Consider the following 22,144-nt stretch of genomic DNA (forward strand, 5'->3'; position numbering starts at 1 on the left):
TTATTGAGCTTAATGATCATCAAATTCATTATTCTTCAACAGTTCGGCTAAGACTTTTTTGGCTCGCATTACTCTTACTTTAGTATTGGCAACGGAGATTCCCAGCTCTTCAGCAATTTCTTTGATGCTTTTTTCTTCAAAAAATCTCAGCTTGATAATGTCCTGATAATTGGCATCCAGAGATTCTATGGTTTTGATGATTTTCTTTTGTTCTTCTTCAGAAATCAGAAGCTCTTCAGGTGATTTTGCATATTGGTTTTTGACTTCATCAAGGTTTTCAACAGCGTCTTCGTTATCCCGATTCTTCTTTCTCCAGAAATCAATAACAGTATTTTGGGCAATGGTCAATATCCAGGTCTTGAACTGAAAATGAGGATCAAACATATCCAGTTTTGACAATACTTTTGAAAAAACATTGACGGTAATTTCATCCGCATCATTTTCATCTCTTACCTTTTTCATGACAAAAGAGAAAACATCTACCCAAAAAATATTGATGAGTTTAGTCTGGGCCTTCTGATCTTTATCTTTTGCCTTCTGGATGAGCAGGAATAGCTGTTCGTCGTTCATTAATAGCAAATATAGATTATTTGGGGTGAAAAACAAAGGAGTAAAAGGGCAAAAATGTGAACTTGTTCAATTCTTAAAGTTAACAAAGATTTTCATGATTTGTGACTTTCTTTTCCCTACATTTTTGCTGTTTCGCTTTTACCCTTAATACTTATGAATTTACTATCTTTGCATCTTAAAATTTTAAAGTTAAAAATCAATGAATTCCTTTATAGAAGAACTAAAGTGGCGTGGTTTGTTTGCCGATATGATGCCAGGAACCGATGAACAACTGAATAAAGAGGTAACTACTGCATATATTGGTTTTGATCCTACTGCCGATTCTTTACATATCGGAAGTCTTATCCAGATAAAAATTTTAGCGCACTTCCAGCTTCATGGCCACAAGCCGATTGCATTAGTGGGAGGTGCAACGGGAATGATTGGTGATCCGTCCGGAAAATCTGCTGAAAGAAATCTTTTGGATGAAGAAACTCTTTTACACTATGTTGACTGTTTAAAAAACCAGCTTTCGAAATTCTTAAACTTCGAAGGAAACGAGCCTAACAAAGCTGAGCTGGTAAATAACTACGACTGGATGAAGAATATTTCTTTCCTTGATTTTGCTAAAAATGTAGGAAAAAATATCACAGTCAACTATATGATGGCTAAAGATTCTGTAAAGAAAAGGTTTTCTGGAGAGTCAGGGGCAGACGGAATGAGTTTTACAGAATTTACGTACCAGCTCATCCAGGGATATGATTTCCTCCACTTATACCAAAACAATAATGTAAAGCTGCAGATGGGAGGTTCAGACCAGTGGGGAAATATCACTACAGGTACAGAATTGATCCGTAGAAAAGCTCAGGGTGAAGCATTTGCATTAACGGTTCCTTTGATCACCAAAGCAGACGGCTCCAAATTCGGGAAGTCTGAAAGTGGAGAAAATTACTGGCTGGATAAAAAGAAAACTTCTCCTTACAAATTCTACCAGTTCTGGCTGAATGCTACTGATGAAGATGCTGAGAGATTCATTAAGTTCTACACTTTCTTAGGAAAAGAGGAAATTGAAGCTTTAATTGAAGAGCACAAAACAGCGGCACACGAAAGAAAACTACAAAAGAAACTGGCTGAAGAAGTAACAGTTTGGGTACATGGAAGAGAAGAGTATGAGAAAGCACTGAAAGCTTCTGAAATCCTTTTCGGACGTTCTACTGCTGAAGATCTTGTAAGTCTTGATGAGGAAACATTCCTTGAAGTTTTTGATGGAGTTCCTCATAAAGAAATTGCAAAAGCTGATGTTTTAGGAGTGAATATTGTTGATCTTCTTTCTGAAAAGTCAGGGTTCTTAAAATCTAAGAGTGAAGCTCAAAGAGAGATTAAAGGAAATGCAATCTCTGTCAACAAGCAAAAAGTAAATGATACTTTTACAGCTAATGAAACGGATCTTATCGATGGTAAGTTCTTATTATTACAAAAAGGTAAAAAAAGCTACTTTATTGTAAGAGCAAATTAGTAAAAGATACATATAAAAACGGGCGCTGAGATGAATCTCAGCGCCCGTTTTATGTCCTAAAATAATTTAATATTAAAATGTATAGCTTGTAGAAGCCGACAAATACTGTCCGCTGGAAGTCCCCTCTTTCTTCAGTTCTCCGTCTACCCAGATCTGAACTTTCAAAGTTGCAGAAGCATCCGGTCCGACAGCGTTTACTCCAACGGTGGCATTGTATGCTCCCGGTTCTGATGTTACCTCAGGGCTGCTCCATGTTGTTCCGCTAAGACTTGTTGCAGTGGTAGGATTACCGTCAATTCCATAAACCGCTACCTCAATATTACTACCTGAAGAAGCGATTGCTTTAAAAACCACTTTATGACTTTTTCCTGCTCCATTCTCATTGTCATCGTTATCTTTACTGCATGAAGCCGTAAATCCAATAAGCATTGCTGCTATTACTGCAACAAATGCTCCTCTTAACAGCTGATTCATTCTCATTTTTTTCATAATCTTTTTGTTTAAATTTTAGTTACTATATTGAATATTCTATGATTCATGATTTGATGTTTGCAAAGCTATGAGCATCACGTACGTCTATCAATCCTGAAAAACCAGTAATTTTTTCTACCTAAATTCAGGTATTTTTTATGCTAAAATTTTTAATTAAATTGAACGTTTTAAAAAAACATTTTACAGAATTGATCCATAATGAAGAGATTACTTGTCCTGTTAAGTCTATTTTTATCTTTTACTTTACAATCCCAACAAATCATTCCGCTTAATGAGAAAGCTTATATAGACAGCTTACAAAACATTACAAAAGGAAATCATTCCGATCCTTCAAAAGCAACGGCCTCTTTTCTTTTATCAAATTATTACAGGAACAGTGATTCGGTTTTGAGTAAAAAATATCTTGCAAAAGGGAAAATACTGGCTCAAAACAATCCTTTTATTTCGGCAAAATATTATTATTACGAAGGACAGTATAATCTGGACAGGAATAAAAACAAAGCTGCTGTTTCTTATCAGCAGGCTATTCAATTTTTATCAAAATTTAAAAATGAAGAATCCGATTTTCTTCAGGCTCTTGCCTGGTACAGCTACGGAGTTTCTCAAAAGGATAAAGAGGGGTATATTCCGTTGGTTAAAATCATGCTTGAAAAGAGTATTCCATTGGTTGAAAAATATAAGAACAGCAGAAACCTGGGATTCCTGTATACTCAGCTTGCAGTTATTCTTACTTATAATGCCCAGTTTAAAAAAGCTGAAGGTTATAATAACAAAGCCCTTGAAATTCTTGAAAAACAATATCCGAATTCTGCGGAGCTATTTTTTACCTATCTCAATTCTGCCAACAATTTTTGTTATCAGGCCAATGGAGACCAGGCTGAAAAGTATTTGAATAAAGCCGAAAAGCTTGTCAGGACATATCCTGAATCTTCATCCAATGCTTTTTATTATTACAGCAAAACCCTGTTGTATATTACCCGGCAGAAAAATGAGGAAGCTCTTCCTGTGATAGAAAAAGGAATATTGTATACCAGAAAGTACAATCAGAATCTTCTGGCTCAAATGTTTTATTTCAACAAGTTTGACATTTTAAAGAAACTTAAAAGATATAAAGAAGCTAAGACTACCCTGGAAGATGTTTTAACGGAAAAATCTCTGGCTATTGATCTTAATAACAGAAAAACTTTTTATAAGCAGCTTTCCCTGCTTAATGAAGAACTGGGAGATACTAAAGAAGCGCTCCTGTGGGAACAAAGATATTCCAAACTCAACGATAGTTTGAATACAGAAAATGTAAAGCTTGAAATCAACAAACTCGAAACTAAATTCAATACTGCTGAAAAAGAAAGAAAAATAGCAACTTTAAATGCTGAAAAGAATCAAAAAGATCTGGAAGTTAACAAGAAAAACTCTTATTTGTGGGGAATGGGTCTTGTTTTATTGCTGGCGTTAAGTCTTCTGATCTTCCTGTTTATTATTTTCAGAAAAAACAAAAAAATAAATGAACAGAGAATCAATGATATTAAACAAAAGGAAGAATTATCGTTAACCAAAGCCATTCTTGATGGCGAAGAAAGGGAAAGAGAACGTATTGCAAGAGACCTTCATGATGGTCTGGGGGGAATGCTTGCCGGCGTAAAGATCAACTTTTCTACGTGGTCTTCCAGTCATTTAAACCCTGAAAAAGATCGGGAGTTTTATAAGATACTGGGGCAGCTGGACAGCTCTGTAAGTGAACTCCGTCATGTAGCGAGAAATTTAATGCCAGAATCATTGCTTAATTTTGGTTTGGAAACCGCGATACTCGACCTGTGTGAATTTTACAAGAGAAAAAACCTGGAAATTGATTTTCAGGCTATTGATATTGACAAAGCATTACCTTTAAATATCCAGCTTAATATTTACAGGATTGTACAGGAGTTACTGGCCAATGCTGTAAAACACGCCGAAGCCAGCAGTATTCTGCTTCAATGCTCCCAATCCGGCGAGAATTTTCTGATCACGATTGAAGATAACGGAAAAGGATTTGATAAAAATATAGAAAATACCACCAAAAGTATGGGACTTCGTAATCTGAAAAACAGAGTCAACTACCTGAAAGGAAAAATGGAAATCAATTCTGATGATCAAGGAACAGCAATTAATATAGAACTTAACATCCATGGAGAATGAAAAAATAAATATTGTCATCGTAGATGATCATCCCATTGTCATTGAAGGATTAAGAATGATGCTGAGAAGCCAGCCTTTCTTCAATGTTGCAGGAAGTTTTGCATCCGGTGCAGAAACACTAAGTTTCATCCGGTCTGAAATGGTAGATATTGTTCTTCTGGACATTACGCTCCCAGATTCCAACGGAACAGAACTCTGCCGAGAAATCAAAAAAATATCGCCAAGCACCTCTGTCATAATGTTCAGTAACCGTTCAGAACGAAGCATTATTATGCAGTCTATACAAAACGGAGCAAGCGGTTACCTTCTCAAAAATACGTCCATTGATGATCTTGTGATAGGTATCAGAGGAGCTCTTTCGGGAGATATTGTTTTCTGCAATGAAACCAAACAGATTATCAGTCTTCCTTCTCAGACTACCCTTCCTATTCCAAGACTGACTAAAAGGGAAAAACAAATTCTACAGATGGTAGCACAGGGAAAAACAAGTAATGTAATTGCTGAAGAACTTTTTTTAAGTCCTCTTACCGTGGACACTCACCGTAAGAATCTGCTACAGAAATTTCAGGCAAAGAACTCAACAGAATTGATTAACCTCGCAGTACAGCAACGTATGATTGAAGAATAAAAAAACCGCTTTAAAAGCGGTTTTTTATATATTGTTAAAGTAATTTAAGGTTCTAAGAAGCTATAATCAATAGAAGCAACCAATACCCCTTTACCTTTCTTCTTCACTGTTCTTGCTATCTCACCATCAATATAAAGATTGATTGTCAATTCAGAATTATCATCCGGCATTGATGCATTCGCATCAAGATTAAGCTGTGCCTGGCTGGAATTCACAAAGAATTCTCCACTTGTCCATGGTGAAGTTACAGGAGACTGCGGAGTATTGTATATGGTATTCTGAGCTGTACCTACCTGTGTTACAACACTTATAATGTTTCCTCCGGCAGTGGTCTTCACTTCGAATTGAACCACATGATCCTGAAATTCTTCATCATCATCTTTTTTACAAGAATTAACAACGGTGATTACAGAAAATAATAAAACGAATAAAAAAGAAAGTCTAAGTAAACTTTTTGAATTGTAAAATTGCTTCATTTCTCCAAATAGATTTTTTAATGTTTCAAATATAAGTTTTTTATTAATATAAAAATAACTTTTATGAAAAATTTCCAATAAAGATTTCCAAATAATATCAAATCAATAAAAACAGAAAGACCCGGAAATATTCAAAAATATACTCCAAATAATTAATCATTACACATAAACCCTCGTGCAACAGAAGTTCATTGTATGAATAATAAAAGTTAAGATTCTGCAGGTAATTTAATTATCTTTGCTGTATGAATTTAGATTATCTAGTAAGAGAGCCGGAAAATATTACTTCCCAAACTCCCATTCTTTTTATGCTTCATGGCTACGGCAGCAATGAGCAGGATCTTTTCAGTTTTAGAGAAACTCTTCCCAATGACTGGATCATTGTAAGTTTCAGAGCTCCACATGATACTCAATTTGAAGGATATTCATGGTATGATATCAATTTTAATGATCCTGAAAATTTCATTGATGTTCCCCAGGCCAACGAATCTTTACATGCAGTTCTGGAAAGTATACTAAAGATTGTCAACCACTATGGGCTTACGGAAAGCAAAGCTCATCTTTGTGGCTTCAGCCAGGGTGGTATATTATGTTATGCTTTGGCTTTAAAACATCCTGAGCTTTTCAATCGTGTTGCCTGTATGAGCAGTTATCCTGAAGATAAAATTCTGGAGGGTATTGTAAAAGATAAAAAGAAACTGGAGGGGCTGCGTTTCTTCATTTCTCATGGTACGGATGATGCTGTGATCCCTCTGGAATGGGGAAGAAAAGCAGCTGATCTTCTTTATGATCTTAGCTGTTATTTCACGTTTAGAGAATATATGAGCGGGCATGGGGTTAACCAGAAGAATTATATGGATTTAATGGACTTCTTTTCAAAATAAACAAAACCTATTTTGGAATAAATTTAATAAAAAACATTACTTCATTGTAACTTATATAAACATTCCAGTTTTTGGAATGTTTTTTTTATTATCATATAGATAAATTCAGTAAATTCAGTAAATGAAATTTAAATTGCTTTTACTGGGATTATTTCTAAGCATTTTTGTAAATGCTCAAAATACTTTTGAGTTAATTAATACTAAAAAAACAGTCATTCCTTTTCAGCTTATCAACAACCTTATCTTTATTCCTATTAATATCAACGGTGCTGAACTCACCTTTCTTCTGGATACGGGAGTTTCTGAAACCATCCTTTTCAGCCTGGAAAACAAAGAAGTGAAGCTAAGCAATGTTGAAAAAGTCAAATTTTCCGGGCTTGGGGGTAGTTTAAGTATTGATGGACTGAAGTCTGAGCGCAATATAGGCAAAATAGGTGATGGGATTATCAATACCTCCATGTCTCTTTATATCATTATTGATGAAGAATTTAATATTTCGCCTCACGTAGGAATTCCTGTAAATGGAGTGATTGGCTATCATTTCTTCAAAAATCATCCTATTTATATCGATTATTCATCCAAGAAAATAACTGTATTTGAAAATGCTGCTCTTTTAGAAAAGAAAATCAGAAAATTTGAAGAATTCCCCATTACCATTGAAAGAGACAAGCCCTATCTGTATGCAGGTGTAGAAATGACAAATGAAAAGAAAGACTCAAAACTGCTGATTGATCTTGGAAACAGTGATGCGATATGGCTCTTCCCCACACTGATTAAAAATTTTGTTTATAACAGGCCTAATATTGATGATTTTCTTGGCCGTGGTTTTAATGGAGATATTTATGGTAAAAGAAGTCGTATTCATAATTTTTACCTTGGAAATTTTAAGTTTGAAAAGCCTCTCACTTCTATGCCGGATGAATTCTCTATACAACACGTCAATTTAGTAGAAAACAGGAAAGGCTCTATAGGCAGTGAAATTATGCGCAGGTTTACAGTCATTTTTGATTATCCTAACAAAAAGTTATATTTGAAAAGAAACAGATTCTTTAATGATCCTTTTCACTTTAATATGAGCGGATTGGATTTCAAACAGGACGGGCTGGAATGGCAGCAAGACAGAATAAATATTGAAACTCAAAAAACGACAACTATAGTAAACGGCGCCTATAAAAATGCTTTTCAATATAAATTCAGTCTAAAACCTATATTTTCTATTGCCGGAGTAAGAAAAGATTCGCCGGCCTATGAAGCAGGTCTGAAAAAGGAAGACAGAATTCTAAGTATTAATGGAGATCCTACTTCCGAGATGACCCTTGAAAAAATTGTAGAGCTTATGAAATCTAATGAAGGTAGAACTATCAATATGCTCATTCAAAGGAAAAATGAAAAACTTACACTAAGTTTTACCCTTCAAGACCCTATTCCTTATCAAGAATAATAATATGAATACTGAAGAAACCACCTTAGACAGAATAAGAACCAGACCCAGATTTAAAATGTTTACTCATCTTACTAAGGAAGAGTATGCTGAAAATCTGAAAAAATATATGGAAGAGCATAAAGATGAGTTTTCAGGCAATATCAATAAAGAAGTGGCTACCATCTGGGTAAAAACAGAATATGATAATTACTGGAAACCCAGCCTTGCCTTACGGATAGAAATGGAAGATGAGCATACGACCATACGTGGAGTTTTCGGTCCCAGTTCTGCGGTGTGGACCTTCTTTATGTTCCTGTATTTTTCTTTTTCTATTCTTTGGATGACCTTTTTCACAATGTATTACGTAGAAAAGCAAATAAAAAGCGCCGAATACCCTTGGGCACTGAGCGCTTCTTTTATCATGTTATTTTTTATTCTTCTTACGTATATCGCTGCCAGATTTGGGCAACATAAAGGTAAAGAGGAAATGCTTAAACTTAGAAAGTTTGCTGAAGAATCTACTTTACAATTTGAAAAGAAAATTAATTAGACAGGGGTTCTACAGGCTTTTCATTTTGAATAAGAGCTGCTGCTTTTGCTGCTTTGATAGAATCTGCAACTTTTTCTCTGTTGCTTTGTTCTTTAAGCATCTTCGGAACGTCTGGTTCTAAAAGTTTCGTCAATTCTTCAACGGAAATATTGTTGGCATTAGGATCATCCAAAAGATTTCTCCATGGTTTTCTTCCTCCCCATTTATAATCTCCGAATACCATTACTGCTGTACCTCTGGCTTTAGTAGTAGCTCCACCGGGATTCAAAATCCAGGTATCTGCATAGGAATACAACCATTGGGCATCTTTTCTCAACAATCGTAAACATGAGTGTGAAGCAGGATATCCGGGAAGTGTATATTCATGCCACCCGATTCCGCCTATATTGTGAATATTAAAATTGTAAGGAAGTTTCCATTCGCTGCTTACAGTGGAAATAGCCAGTTTCTTTTTCCAGTTGGCAAAAGTAAGGCCTCTTGTAGTCTGGGCTGCTTTTTTACCCATACTTGTTGGTCCCCATTTTACAAGACTTCCATTAGAGTATACCGCAAAAGCCTGTATAGGATATGAGAAAATGACAAACTTTTTCACTCCGCTTAACACATCCAGTTGCATTGGAAACGGTGAATAGGCCATCAGCGTGGTATCTATTTTTGCAGGAACTACCAAGGTGTCGGCATTCCATTTACTTTTAGAATCCAATCTGTTTAAGGCTAAAATAGCTGTTCTTTCTTCCACACTATATTTCTTGCTGAATTCTGCGTAAACAGAATCACGCATCTTTTTATCTTTGGGAAGAACAAAGGCATTATAAAAGCCATTCTCCTGCATAACAGGCGGAACAGATTCTTTTTTAACGACAGGAACAGAATCTTTCTTTAGAGAATCCTTTTCTACCTCCGCAACTTCCGAAGAAGAAACTGTATCTTTAAAAGTATCACTTATTTTTTCTATTTCCTTTTTACAGGAAACCAGAAAAAAAGCACATAAACAGATATAAAAAAAGGATTTTTTCACAGATATGTTTTTCATAAATAAATCGGCCATTTAGTTTGGCTACCCAGTACAAATATCAGACCTAAATTTGAATCCTAGAAGACATTCTTAAAAATACCGTAAAAAAACGGAGGCTTTATTACTGTAAATGAGGAGTTATAGTTGAAAAGCCCAAAGAAAAACATAATTACTTACTTAATTTTAAACCAGAACTTTACCTTCATCAAGAAATTTTCCACAAAAATATAAGTCTCAAAAGTAGGAGTAATAAATAAAAGAGCCTTCTAAAAATAGAAGACTCTTTTGCGATCCGGACGGGACTCGAACCCGCGACCTCCGCCGTGACAGGGCGGCATTCTAACCAGCTGAACTACCGGATCAATTTTTTAAGGTAGCATTTGCTTTTTAACTGGTGCAAATATATAGATTTTTTTAACTTTTCCAAAGAAACGTATTTCTTTTCTTTCAAAGTTATTGTTAAGATACAGATTGTCAAAGATAAAAAAATTAATATAGAGCTGTACTTAATACTCTTCTGCCCTATTTTACTTAGAAAATTTAAGAAAGTCGATTATAAAAAACACACAAAATCAACATTCTTGTTACTTTAAATTCTAAGATAACACTTTATCTATAATTTGTACATACAATAGATTCTTTCTCTTGATCATTTATTCTGTTTGTTCGATGACTTCAACAAATTTTTTACACAAAATGGATTTATCATAAACTGTTTCAGCCAGTTTCCTTGCATTCTGTCCCATTTCCTTTACCAATTCAGGATTGTCTTTCAGATAGAGTACTTTTTGTGCAAGTTCTTCCGGACGGTTTGGGTTTACATAAAATCCGCAATGATATTTTTCGGCTATATCTTTCGTCCAGCCGGCAGAGTTTACAATAATTGGTTTTCCTGCAGACAACGAATCGAAAAGCTTGTTTGGAGAGTTGGTATACAAAATAGGAATATCCAAAAAGGAAATCATCGAAACATCCGAAAAATTGACAATCTCAGATACGTCAGTCATAGGGAACTTTCCGAGAAATTTCACATTTTTAAGATTACTTTTTTCTACTTCTTCTATTAAATCTTTTTCGGTAGAACCTCCTCCTACAAACAAAAATTCTATATCTTCTCTATTGTTTAATAATTTGGCGGATTCAATAATTGTCTGAGCCCCATTTGCCAATCCCAAAGAACCAAAGTGAACTATTTTGAAGGAATCTTTTTTTAAGCCGAGCTTTTCCATCAGTTGATCATTTTTTCCCCTAGGCCAGAATTCGTCCATTTTAGCCATATTAGGAATCATGGATGTTTTTTCTTTAGGAATATACTTTACAACTCCAGCCTGCATACCCGGAGAAAGAGCAATAACACGGGAAGCATTTTTATAAATCACTTTTTCCAGCAGACGAGTCGTTTTTATTGTCCAACTATTTTTTATGGCTCCCATCTGTATTGGCACCTCCGGCCAGAGGTCTCTTACTTCAAAAACAAAAGGCTTCTTTTTAAACCACTTTAATATAAGTGCCGGAATACCTATTGTAAGAGGAGTAGATGTAGCAATTACCAAATCGATATCTTTCTGTTTCATTCCTACTACAGATGATTTGTACATAAATTTCAAGAAGGCCTTTAACCTTCTGGAAACACTCATATTCTGGTCGTAGTCTTCTTTTATATAAACGACTTCAATACCATCAATTTCTACAATTTTAATATCCTCTGAAAATTTGGATGATGAGGTGAGCATAGTAACTTTATGCCCGTTTTTAATAAGTTCTTGTGCCAGCCAGTACGATCTTGTTCCTCCTGGCTCCTGAGGAGTTACGAAATATTGGTGGATGTATAATATATTCATTATTTTTTTTCTATATATAATTGTTGATATACTTCAGCTATTCTCTTCCAGTCATGATTTTTTAACAATTGTTCCATATCAAAACTATAATGATCTCGTTTTTGGATTAACCGTTCAAGCCCTCGTTCGATTGCAGAAACAGAAGTGTCCTCCACTTTTTCTCCAATAGAATCATCATAAAAACCGTCGATCCCTTCATTTTGCGTGTACATCACCGGTAAACCTTGCAAAAGTGCTTCTATATAGACCAAGCCAAAGGTTTCTGCTTTGGAAGGCATTGTAAAGAAATCGCTTCGTTCGTAATAGGATTTTAGAACAGGCAGACTGTCTACTTTTCCTACAAACTCAAAGGAATGATCATTTTTAATGGAATCCAGGATTCTTTTCTCGTCATTTCCTCCCCCTCCAATCAGTGTTAATTTTATTTTATTCTGAATTTTGTGATTATGATTCTTAACAGCATTAATAAGGTTAAAAACATTTTTGCCCTTATTGAATTTCCCTATATAAAGCAGCTGAATGTTTTTTTCATTCTCAACAATTTTCCTGTTCATAACCTTTGATTCTATCCAGAAAGGGTCTACACCATTTGGGATCACCATTAGTTTTTGCTGTATATCGCTCATGATATGAGACAAGCGGGGATCTTCAAGCATTCTTTTTTTATAGACTGCCGAAATGGTTATGATCTTATTTGCATTCTGAAGTATTTTTTGTCCGTAGCCTCTTTCGTGCAGAAAATACTTCAAAAACACGTTAAGATCTGTATTTCGTACTGCTAATATGTATGGAATATTATATTTTTTATGAAGCTCATAGGCCACCCCACCATCGCTGTACCAGGTGTGAGCATGAATAAATCTGACGGTCTTGAGGTCTATTTTTGCTTCAATGTCCTGTACTATTTTTTTAATTTTTCTTTTATACAAAATCCGATCTGCATATTTTGATAAAATATGGCTATAGATAATTTGAGAGCGGGTATTTTTAAAATCTATTTTATTTTTCCCTATTCTGGAAGATTCTCGAAATGGATTATATACAATCTGCTCTAGCCCGTTATTATCCAGCTCCCTCACCAAATTTTTATAAACTGTAGATCCTGAGTAATCGTTTGTAATGTGAAGTATCATTATGGATAAATTGAATTAAACTGCAGCTCTAAAGAAGAGTTGCTAATTTTATTACTGTAATTCGAAAGGTTTTTTTCGACTAAAGGGTATAAACTTGCATCAAAATAGATAAGTTTCATCCAGCCATCCGATATTTTCCATCCTGTATTCTGCACACTTGGATCTGTAGTACCATCTACATTATCGGCAATAATGTTCCCTTTAAGAATCTTAAGCTTTAAGGTATTGCATAAATAATTGAAATTAAAGTCAGCCCAATTGGCATTTCCCAATTCTTTTGCCTTTATTAAATATAAAACAACATGATTTCCATGTGACACATCCTGTACAACCGGTTTATAATTCTTAATTTTCTGTAACGCCTTACAAAAAGTATCAGGATATGTACTGTTCCACGTATAATACAAAACGCTACCTGCGCTCTTGTTTAAAACCAACGCTTTTTTCAGCTGCTGATCAAACTGATTTACAAATAAAGCATATGAATTTTTATCAGATTCGTCATACTTCATCAGATAGAGTGCAACAACAGCCCAGTTTGCTCCTGTATGAAGCCTCTGATGAAACAATAATGAATAATCTCCATATTGGCTGAAGCTTCTGGCTTTCCATTTATCGAAGGAGTATTTTAAACCACTTTCTATCGCTGGTTGATAATTCGTATACAATTTATTCTTAGCTAGAATATCCAAAAACTCACCAATATATCTGAAAAAATATCCTTCCGAAATTAAATGCTCCTTTCCGTTCGCTACTGCATTCTGATTTCCTTTTGCGACATTCATCACCCAGCCATTCTTTTGATACGAGGTATTTGAATTCGTATCAATCAGGATTGGTTTTATGACAGAAATATTAGTATCAATATATTTTTTATCTTTTGTTTTAAGATACATATTGTTATTTGCATTGATAAAATATCCTAATGCCATGAAATCATAAGTATTTTTACTCTTTGATGACAGTTCCATTTTCTGCAAACCATAACTTTTGGATGCCTGCATATCTGCATTATACCTGCTTACTCTGTTTTGCTGAGCAAAAGAAAAGCTAAATAATAATAACGCACTAAGCTTTATAAAATCACTTAAATATTTCATAATTATTAATATTATAATTTTGAATCAGATTCTGTAACTGCTTATCGTTACCTCCATCTGCAACGTTTTCCTGACTTAACTTGAAGAGTGAATTTTTATTTTCAATGGGAATTAAGTTTGAAAAATAATTGGATTTCACTGTCTTTGTCCTATTCAACTGAGCCATAATATTCAGCCAGACATCATCTGCCATAAAACATAAGCTGACAAATGCATCTTTATTTACAACTTCTTCACTAAAAAAATTACTTTTATATAAAGTTCCTCCCCCACTTGTGTGAAATAGATCAAATGTCGGTCCACAATTTCCGAAGACTTTTTTCCATTTTGAATATTTGCTTATGGTATTATCATCATTTCTAATAACCTTATGTGCTCTGTGGCAACAAATTGTATCGGGAAATTTCTTATGTAAATCCATTAAGTCTTTAATGATATTCGACGGATAAAAAATATCATCATCTATGGTTATAATAACGTCGTTTTGATATTCCTTAAAGGCATAGTAATACTTTTTATGAGACCTTAAATCTTCCTCTACAAATATTATTTCTAATTGCTTCTTATTATAGTAACCCAGAAGATTATCCGGTATATCTTTCAACTCATTCGGAAATTGATCTTTTGCCAGATACAATACAATTTTGTTTGGAAGAAGACTTTGTCGTAACATACATTCTACAACCATCCATAATTTGGATATTCTTCCCGGAAATGTTGTGAGTGATACGATAATATTTTCCTTATTAACTAATTGCAACCTTGAATCTTTTTTTGTAAGATTAAGATACAATGGTAATATCAGATTGCTTAGTTTTCTAATAATAAACCGAAATAATGATTCGATCTTATTTTCTTTAGATCTTAATGAAGAATAAACCCTATCTAAAAAATCAATTATCATTTTATATTTTATTTTTGATCATGCTACTTTGCTTAGCAACAACATTATTAACACCTAATCCAATAAAAAACAACAACAAATACATGTTCAAATTCGCTAACCCTTTAAAATTTAAAACAATAATCCAAGATAATACGATTAAACAAAATGCTTTGAAGATCCACGAAGGGCTTTTTTTTGATAGTAAATAACATAAGTATGCCTGATACATCATATAAAGTACAGTGAATATTATCCCAAAATAGAAAATCATTCGAACATACCCTATATCTGATCCCATATAATATGAACCATTTGGGTTTTGCATCCTTCCATCTCCAATGATCCATGTTTTTAATGTCTTTGGAAATTTATACATACTTATAGACCCTTCAGTTGAAGAACTTGTAAGCTCTCCACTTTTTTGATAATTAATAAATAATTCAAAAACAAAATTAAAAACTCTGTCAATACGCTCTTGATTTCCTATTGAAATCATTATTGAATATAGTAACATTGTTAATACCAAAACTGATGGGATAACCTTATATATAAGTCTAAGGGTATTTCGGGGATCAATCAAAAGGTATAAAACTAATCCCAAGCAAATAGCAACGAAAAATGTTCTTCCTGTCATCAATCCAGCAATTATGATTAACACAAAGGATATTATATAAATTGTTTTCCTTTTGTATAAATCGGTTTTTAAATAGGGAAGAATAATAGCTATGAAAAAAGCAACAGCATATTTTATTACACCAGTAAAAAAAGCGCTTCCAACACCTATTAATCTTTTTTCAACCTGTCCTAATCTACTTGTTAAACCCTGACTTGCATTTTGAGATAATAAAGAAGTATAGGCGTCAAATATAGGTGGAACAAAAAAGAAAACCAACGAAATAATAGCCTGTAACGCTGCAATGATAACAATTGAATCTAATAAATTATTAACAATTTTATTCTTATTAATTTTAAATAAAATATAAATGATAAGATAAGCTGGAAAAAAATACAAAAAGATATCAAAATGATCTTTAAAATAGTAAAGATCAAGTGAACTATAGTTCCAGTTCTGAACAATTAGTATTACAATTAAAATTAATAATGAAGCAAAATAAAATAAGCTGAGATTTTTAATCCTAAAAACTAATTTTCTGTATGGAATATCCATGAAAATAAATCCTAACCCCAATATTTGAATAATTCTATCTGTTGGGATAGGGAAAAATTTCATATATATAGGATATATATAGCAAAATAATAATACATATAAGAATATTTTATATTTCATTTATTTTACTGAATAATTTTTGAATTTTTTCTAATATGATTTAAGATTATAGTTTTCTTAAGAGAATTAGGTATTCTATTATTAAAAAAATCTTGTGTTATAAAATAAAACAGACTAGAAAAACTATATTTATCTAATGATAGATAATAACAAATTATAAAATTTGTAAGCTGATTTCTAAATAATAATTCACTTCTATCTTGAAAAACTTTTAATTGTTTGATTTCGTTAATTGTTATTTTAGAAGGAATTTTATAATTTCCTTTAGTATTTTTACTAATAAAAAACTCTATATGATCTTTTATTATTCTACTTTTATTTGTTCTCTGTAATTGCTTTTTATTACTAGTAATTTGATTATCTGTTATTCTATATTTTAATAATATATCTTCAAGATTACCAATCTTTCCTATCTTAATAATAGTATTCCACAATTCATAATCTTGAGTCACTAAAAAGTCCTCATTATAGCGTACTCCCATTTCAAAAAAGACCTCTCTCCGAATGATAGCAGTAGGATGTGGTAATGGAGGATAGAGTGGACTGGGAATAACAAATTTTTCCAAAATTTTTATCGAATCCGTCTCAATTTCTAGGAGCTCAGTTGTATTACCAAATTTTTCAATACTACCGCCTGAAGCTAAAATGTCTTCATTTGAGTTCATAAAGGCTATTTGCTTTTCAAACCTATCTTTTAAAGAAATATCATCAGCATCCATTCTGATAATATATTGCCCCTTAGACATGCTGATCGCTTTATTTAGTGACTTTGTTAAACCTATATTGGATTCATTAATAATGAAAATAACTCTGTTATCACTTTCACAAACTGAATGTATATATTCTTTTAATTCAATATTATCAGGTTTATCTAATACTATTAAAAACTCAAAGTCTTTAAAAGTCTGATGAATAATGGATTCGATTGATTCCTTAACCCAATCAATCTTTTCATTATAAACAGACATTATTACACTTGCACTAACCATACTATTTTTTTTCAATCTTTTTTGCAGGTACTCCTGCTACTATAGAGTTCTCTTCTACATCAGTAAGAACTAGCGAACCGGCACCGATGATGGCATTATTTCCAATTGTCACATTACCTATTATTATACTATTAGGATATATCGTTACATTATCACCTAAGGTTGGATATTTACTGGTCTTATAGTTTGCCGTATCTTTAGATCCAATAGTAACATTTTGATATATAGTACAATTATTTCCTAAAACAACTTTCTGGCCTATCACAATTCCTATTGGGTGAGGAAAGTTTGTTTTTTGTTTTTTTATATACTTAAGACCTACTGTAATGTGATTATTAACAAAAATTCTAACATTATTAAGGCAAAATATACTATAAAATAAGTTGTACACATATTGGTACAGTTTTATTAAATTTCTATATAACTTCTTCATATTAAATTAGTTTTTCTTTTTTACAGATAATATATCTATAGAAAGTATCAACAAAAAACGATAATAAATAAACACCAACAAACACATATATGTTGAAGTCTACTTTTAGAATAGTTTTAAGTAATAAGTAAACTAGAATATATATGAAACTTGATATAATCATACTGTAAAGTACATGTCTGTCATATCCATAGACATTTAAACAATTTCTTCCTAACATTGTTCCGATGGAATATATAGGAACCATCACACTCATTAAAATCAAAACAGGATATGCATTTTTTATTTGATTATTTGAAAGAAGATCAATAGCCATATTTCCAAAAGCTATATATAAAAGAGTCATAGCTATAGATATTACTGTAACGAATTTTAAAAGCTTTAAAAAGAATTTTTTATTTTTTTCCTTCGCTAGCTTTGGAAAAACCGTCTGACTAATTAAATCTATTACAGTATTTGCTATATTTAACAACTTTGAAATTAGATCAAATACGGCAACCTCATTAAAGCTAAGAACATTTTTAATTAAAATAAGATTTAAATTTGATTTCAAAGAATTAGAGCCAAGTGCCAGTCCCATTATATAGGAACTTTTTATATGATAAATAGTCTCTTTAAATGAGGGCTTTATTAGTCTTATTCCGTCTTTATAAAGAATATAAAGGGAACAAATAATTCCAACGAGTGAACCTGCCAAATTTATTATAGGAAAAAGTACATAGTCACTTTTTGATTTGATAAAAATAAAAATACAAATAAAGAAAATCACCCTGCTGACAAGAGTAATCATCGTTATATATTTCATTTTTTCAACTCCCTGAAAATAATATATTGGAAAAAAAACTTCAAATAATCCTAGCCATAATAAAGTATATAAAAATAAAGAAAAGTGCTGATGAATATCATTTATATATATGCTCAACAAATACAAAATTAAAAGCGAAATAACAAAAAATAAAACTTTAGCAAAGTAAGTAGCTGATATTATCTCAGATATTCTTAATAAATTATCTCTATTTTGGGAAATTTCTCTGGTTGTCGTAATACTGAATCCAAAATTTACGAAAATAACAAAATATCCAACAACCGCCTGAGAATATATCAATAATCCATAGTTACTTTGACCTAAGGTTTTCAATAAATAAGGGTAAGTAAAAAGCGGTAAAAACAATGTTACAATTTTGATAATTGATAAATAAGAAAAATTCTTTACCAATCTTTCGTTGTTTTTAATTATGCTGATTAGCTTATTCATTTGTATAATCACTAAACCATTCAACAAATTTTGAAACGCCCGTTTCTATAGGTACAATACACTTATATCCTAATTCATTCAACAGAGTAGTGTCTGCCCAGGTTCTTACAACGTCTCCCGCCTGCATTGGCAGCATTTTTTTATTTGCTTTTAATCCTAAAGAATTTTCCATGCACTCAATAAAATATAATAATGATACAGGAGATCCATTTCCAATATTGAATAATTGATAAAAATCATCTTTATTAGGATGGTTAAGAGTTACGATAATTCCCTCTACAATATCATCGATATAGGTAAAATCTCTACTCATTTCTCCATTATTGAAAACCTTTATTTCTCTATTATTGGTCATAGCATCAGCAAATAGCATAGGTGCCATATCTGGTCTTCCCCAAGGTCCATATACTGTAAAAAATCGCAAACCAGAGGTTGGAAGTTTATATAAGTGACTATAAGTATGTGCCATTAATTCATTTGCTTTTTTAGTTGCAGCATACAAACTTACTGGCTGATCCACTTGATCGTTTTCACAAAACGGAATTTTATCGTTTTCACCATATACAGATGAACTTGAGGCATATACCAAATGTTTAATTTTATTGTGTCGGCAGCATTCTAATACATTTACAAAACCTACCAAATTACTGTCAACATAAGCCATTGGGTTTTCTAAGCTGTATCTAACGCCTGCCTGAGCTGCCAAATTAATTACATAGTCAAAATTTTGTACTTTAAAAATATTTGGCAAATTTTCTCTATCCTCTAAATTCAAACGGATAAAACTAAATTTTGAAAATGTAGAGGATTCAACTAAATTATTTTCCTTTTCGGCTTCTGATCTATGAATACCTAATTCTTTTAAACGATCATATTTCAGGTTTATATCATAATAATCATTGATATTATCCAGACCTACAATGACATATCCAAGATTCAAAAGTTTTTTACATAAATGAAAACCAATAAATCCAGCGCAACCTGTTATTAATATTTTTTCCATTAGTTATTTCCAAATAAATCTCTAGTATATACCTTACTTTGAACATCCGATAGTTCAGTAGTATTACGGTTAGATATAATTACGTCACATTCTTCCTTAAACTTCACTAAATCTTTTACCACTTTGGAACCGAAAAAATATTCTTCCTTAAGAGCCGGTTCAAACACTTCAACTTCCACGCCTTTAGCTTTAATCCTTTTCATGACACCCTGTATGGCAGACGCTCTGAAATTGTCTGAGCCTGCTTTCATAATCAGACGGTAAACGCCTACTTTTTTTGGTTTTTTAGCAAGTACAGAATCTGCTATAAAGTCTTTACGGGTTCTGTTTGCATCTACAATTGCCTGAATAATATTATTAGGAACAGCATTATAATTTGCCAAAAGCTGTTTGGTATCTTTAGGCAGACAATATCCTCCGTAGCCAAAAGAAGGATTATTATAATGTGAGCCAATTCTTGGATCCAGACCAACACCTTCTACAATCTGGCGGGTATCCAGTTCATGGATCTGTGCATAGCTGTCTAATTCGTTGAAATAAGCCACACGCAATGCTAAGTAGGTATTTGAAAACAATTTAATTGCCTCTGCTTCTGTAGGATTTGTAAATAAAACCGGAATATCTTTTTTTATGGCACCTTCTTTCAATAATTCTGCAAAAATTTTTGCGCGCTCACTCTGTTCCCCGACAATAATTCTGGAGGGATATAAATTATCATACAGGGCTTTGCCTTCTCTTAAAAATTCAGGAGAAAACACCACATTATTTATATTTAGTCTGCTTTTTAAATCTACAGTATAACCCACCGGAACCGTAGATTTAATAATAATTACAGCTTCAGAATTATATTCTGCAATTTCATTTATTACATTTTCAACACTGCTTGTATCGAAATAATTTGTTGTAGGATCATAATCTGTTGGTGTGGCAACAATAATATATTCAGCTTTATCATAAGCTTCCTTTCTATCTAAAGTAGCTTTAAAATTAAGATGTTTCGTACTTAAAAATGTACTGATCTCTTCATCCTCTATAGGGGATTTTTTAGAATTAAGCAATTCTACTCTTTCCTGAACAATATCTAAAGCTACAACTTCATTATGTTGCGCCAATAAGATGGCATTAGACAAACCTACATATCCTGTTCCTACTACTGCTATTTTCATTTTCTAATTTCTTTTTATAAACGATTATCGTATTTCTCTAAAATTCCTTTAACATCATATATCACCCCACCTTCTTTTAAATAACTGGAAAGATCAATATTCAGGAATTCATCATGAGAAACTGTGAGAACAACTGCATCAAACTTTCCTTTGACATCTTCCACAGAATTTGTAGATTTAATGCCATATTCATGCATCACTTCTTCCGGATTCGCCCATGGATCATACGTTGTTACGTTGATAGAATAGTCTTCCAGTGCATTAATAACATCTGCAGCTTTCGTATTTCTTACATCCGGACAGTTTTCCTTAAAGGTGATTCCAAGATTCAGCACTTTGGCATCCGGAATGTTGATTCTTTTCTTAATCATCGTTTTTACCACCTCGGAAGCTACAAACTGTCCCATAGAATCATTCAGTCTTCTTGCTGTAAGGATAAGCTCAGAATAATATCCTACATCCTGTGCTTTCTGGGCAAGATAAAAAGGATCTACCCCAATGCAGTGCCCTCCTACTAATCCGGGCTTGAATTTCAGGAAATTCCATTTCGTTCCTGCAGCTTCCAAAACGGAATGTGTATCGATATTCAAGAGATTAAATATCTTTGCAAGCTCATTTACAAAAGCAATATTGATATCACGCTGTGAATTTTCGATTACTTTTGATGCTTCAGCTACTTTGATGGTTGGTGCCAGATGGGTACCCGCTGCAATTACAGATTTATATAACTCGTCTACTTTTTTACCAATTTCCGGTGTAGAACCTGAAGTTACCTTTAAAATTTTCTCTACTGTACGTTCCTTATCTCCTGGGTTGATTCTTTCAGGAGAATATCCTGCAAAAAAATCTTCGTTAAATTTCAATCCCGAAACTTTTTCCAGTACAGGAATGCATTCTTCCTCTGTAACTCCGGGATAAACAGTAGATTCATAAATAACAATATCCCCTTTTTTCAATACCTTCCCTACTGTTTCAGACGCTTTATATAAAGGCGTTAGATCCGGACGGTTATGTTTGTCTACCGGTGTAGGAACAGTTACAATATAGATGTTAGCCTCTTTAATATCTTCAAGATCAGATGAGCAAAGCAAACCTTTTGATGAACCTGAAAATGGGTTCTCTTTTACTAAAACCGGCTGCAATACGTCATCTTCTACCTCCAAAGTAGAATCTTTTCCGCTGTTAAGTTCTGCAATTCTGGCGTGATTGATATCAAAACCAACGACCGCGTATTTTGTTGCAAATAAACGGGCCAGAGGTAATCCTACATACCCCAGTCCGATTACCCCAATTTTATTCTGTATATTCATATTATATGTGATGTTCTTACTTTATTTTAATGTAT

General features: G+C 33.0%; 21 protein-coding genes and 1 tRNA gene. 6 read left to right on the forward strand and 16 right to left on the reverse strand.

All coding sequences use genetic code 11. The features are described from left to right. Nucleotides 1-9: 9 nt before the first annotated feature. Nucleotides 10-570, reverse strand: a complete 561-nt coding sequence (locus KBP46_RS08515) for an RNA polymerase sigma factor (RefSeq protein WP_034692096.1) — start codon at nucleotides 568-570, stop codon at nucleotides 10-12. Between the two features lie 199 nt (nucleotides 571-769). Here KBP46_RS08515 and tyrS point away from each other — a divergent pair, with 199 nt between their 5' ends. After that, nucleotides 770-2,065, forward strand: coding sequence for a tyrosine--tRNA ligase (gene tyrS / locus KBP46_RS08520; RefSeq protein WP_216445131.1), 1,296 nt, complete (start codon nucleotides 770-772; stop codon nucleotides 2,063-2,065). Nucleotides 2,066-2,137: 72 nt separating this feature from the next. Here the strand turns inward: tyrS and KBP46_RS08525 are convergent, their stop codons facing one another. Next, nucleotides 2,138-2,554, reverse strand: a complete 417-nt coding sequence (locus tag KBP46_RS08525) for a hypothetical protein (RefSeq protein WP_062676383.1) — start codon at nucleotides 2,552-2,554, stop codon at nucleotides 2,138-2,140. Between the two features lie 201 nt (nucleotides 2,555-2,755). Here KBP46_RS08525 and KBP46_RS08530 point away from each other — a divergent pair, with 201 nt between their 5' ends. Then, a complete protein-coding gene (locus KBP46_RS08530) occupies nucleotides 2,756-4,729 on the forward strand; it encodes a tetratricopeptide repeat-containing sensor histidine kinase (RefSeq protein ID WP_216445132.1) in 1,974 nt (657 codons plus the stop codon). After that, nucleotides 4,719-5,357, forward strand: coding sequence for a response regulator transcription factor (locus KBP46_RS08535; RefSeq protein ID WP_062676385.1), 639 nt, complete (start codon nucleotides 4,719-4,721; stop codon nucleotides 5,355-5,357). Before KBP46_RS08530 ends, KBP46_RS08535 begins: the two co-directional genes overlap by 11 nt. A gap of 44 nt (nucleotides 5,358-5,401) precedes the next feature. Here the strand turns inward: KBP46_RS08535 and KBP46_RS08540 are convergent, their stop codons facing one another. Continuing rightward, entirely contained in the window at nucleotides 5,402-5,833 is a 432-nt protein-coding gene (locus KBP46_RS08540; RefSeq protein ID WP_228432265.1) for a hypothetical protein, read from the reverse strand. Nucleotides 5,834-6,078: 245 nt separating this feature from the next. Between KBP46_RS08540 and KBP46_RS08545 the strand changes: the two genes are divergently transcribed. The 3 genes from KBP46_RS08545 to KBP46_RS08555 all read left to right on the forward strand — a co-directional run bounded on the left by KBP46_RS08545 (nucleotide 6,079) and on the right by KBP46_RS08555 (nucleotide 8,690). After that, nucleotides 6,079-6,717 carry an alpha/beta hydrolase gene (locus KBP46_RS08545; RefSeq protein WP_062676386.1) on the forward strand — a complete coding sequence of 213 codons (639 nt, stop codon included), beginning with the start codon at nucleotides 6,079-6,081 and terminating at the stop codon, nucleotides 6,715-6,717. A 121-nt stretch (nucleotides 6,718-6,838) separates the two neighbouring features. Beyond that, nucleotides 6,839-8,158, forward strand: coding sequence for a PDZ domain-containing protein (locus KBP46_RS08550; RefSeq protein ID WP_123278159.1), 1,320 nt, complete (start codon nucleotides 6,839-6,841; stop codon nucleotides 8,156-8,158). Nucleotides 8,159-8,162: 4 nt separating this feature from the next. Next, nucleotides 8,163-8,690 carry a hypothetical protein gene (locus tag KBP46_RS08555; protein ID WP_120232994.1) on the forward strand — a complete coding sequence of 176 codons (528 nt, stop codon included), beginning with the start codon at nucleotides 8,163-8,165 and terminating at the stop codon, nucleotides 8,688-8,690. Here KBP46_RS08555 and KBP46_RS08560 read toward each other — a convergent pair. From KBP46_RS08560 to KBP46_RS08620, 13 genes are all read right to left on the reverse strand, one after another. Then, nucleotides 8,683-9,708, reverse strand: coding sequence for a L,D-transpeptidase (locus KBP46_RS08560; protein WP_253297243.1), 1,026 nt, complete (start codon nucleotides 9,706-9,708; stop codon nucleotides 8,683-8,685). The genes KBP46_RS08555 and KBP46_RS08560 overlap by 8 nt on opposite strands. Nucleotides 9,709-9,993: 285 nt before the next feature. Further along, nucleotides 9,994-10,067 (reverse strand) — tRNA-Asp (locus KBP46_RS08565). A 291-nt stretch (nucleotides 10,068-10,358) separates the two neighbouring features. Then, the gene (locus KBP46_RS08570; RefSeq protein WP_062676389.1) at nucleotides 10,359-11,546 is read right to left on the reverse strand and encodes a glycosyltransferase family 4 protein; all 1,188 of its coding nucleotides are present in this window, start codon (nucleotides 11,544-11,546) and stop codon (nucleotides 10,359-10,361) included. Continuing rightward, nucleotides 11,546-12,679 carry a glycosyltransferase gene (locus KBP46_RS08575; protein WP_216445134.1) on the reverse strand — a complete coding sequence of 378 codons (1,134 nt, stop codon included), beginning with the start codon at nucleotides 12,677-12,679 and terminating at the stop codon, nucleotides 11,546-11,548. The genes KBP46_RS08570 and KBP46_RS08575 overlap by 1 nt, the downstream gene beginning before the upstream one ends. Then, the gene (locus KBP46_RS08580) at nucleotides 12,679-13,779 is read right to left on the reverse strand and encodes a hypothetical protein (RefSeq protein WP_216445135.1); all 1,101 of its coding nucleotides are present in this window, start codon (nucleotides 13,777-13,779) and stop codon (nucleotides 12,679-12,681) included. Before KBP46_RS08580 ends, KBP46_RS08575 begins: the two co-directional genes overlap by 1 nt. Further along, nucleotides 13,763-14,683: a glycosyltransferase gene (locus KBP46_RS08585; RefSeq protein ID WP_216445136.1), complete on the reverse strand. Its 921-nt coding sequence runs from the start codon at nucleotides 14,681-14,683 to the stop codon at nucleotides 13,763-13,765. The genes KBP46_RS08580 and KBP46_RS08585 overlap by 17 nt, the downstream gene beginning before the upstream one ends. A gap of 1 nt (nucleotide 14,684) precedes the next feature. Next, entirely contained in the window at nucleotides 14,685-15,896 is a 1,212-nt protein-coding gene (locus tag KBP46_RS08590; protein WP_216445137.1) for a hypothetical protein, read from the reverse strand. 62 nt (nucleotides 15,897-15,958) lie between these two features. Next, on the reverse strand, nucleotides 15,959-16,957 hold the full coding sequence (locus tag KBP46_RS08595; protein WP_216445138.1) for a glycosyltransferase: 999 nt from the start codon (nucleotides 16,955-16,957) through the stop codon (nucleotides 15,959-15,961). Next, nucleotides 16,944-17,375: a serine O-acetyltransferase gene (locus KBP46_RS24030; protein ID WP_062676395.1), complete on the reverse strand. Its 432-nt coding sequence runs from the start codon at nucleotides 17,373-17,375 to the stop codon at nucleotides 16,944-16,946. Before KBP46_RS24030 ends, KBP46_RS08595 begins: the two co-directional genes overlap by 14 nt. A gap of 1 nt (nucleotide 17,376) precedes the next feature. Then, nucleotides 17,377-18,630 (reverse strand): oligosaccharide flippase family protein, encoded by a 1,254-nt coding sequence (locus KBP46_RS08605; protein WP_216445139.1) that lies wholly within the window; start codon nucleotides 18,628-18,630, stop codon nucleotides 17,377-17,379. Further along, nucleotides 18,623-19,633, reverse strand: a complete 1,011-nt coding sequence (locus KBP46_RS08610; protein WP_216445140.1) for an NAD-dependent epimerase — start codon at nucleotides 19,631-19,633, stop codon at nucleotides 18,623-18,625. Before KBP46_RS08610 ends, KBP46_RS08605 begins: the two co-directional genes overlap by 8 nt. Beyond that, nucleotides 19,633-20,799 carry a nucleotide sugar dehydrogenase gene (locus KBP46_RS08615; RefSeq protein WP_062676398.1) on the reverse strand — a complete coding sequence of 389 codons (1,167 nt, stop codon included), beginning with the start codon at nucleotides 20,797-20,799 and terminating at the stop codon, nucleotides 19,633-19,635. The genes KBP46_RS08610 and KBP46_RS08615 overlap by 1 nt, the downstream gene beginning before the upstream one ends. A 14-nt stretch (nucleotides 20,800-20,813) precedes the next feature. Then, on the reverse strand, nucleotides 20,814-22,109 hold the full coding sequence (locus KBP46_RS08620; RefSeq protein WP_216445141.1) for a nucleotide sugar dehydrogenase: 1,296 nt from the start codon (nucleotides 22,107-22,109) through the stop codon (nucleotides 20,814-20,816). Nucleotides 22,110-22,144: the final 35 nt, after the last annotated feature.

This window comes from Chryseobacterium sp. PCH239 (assembly GCF_018924625.1).
In the GTDB taxonomy this organism is placed as follows: Bacteria; Bacteroidota; Bacteroidia; order Flavobacteriales; family Weeksellaceae; genus Chryseobacterium; species Chryseobacterium cucumeris.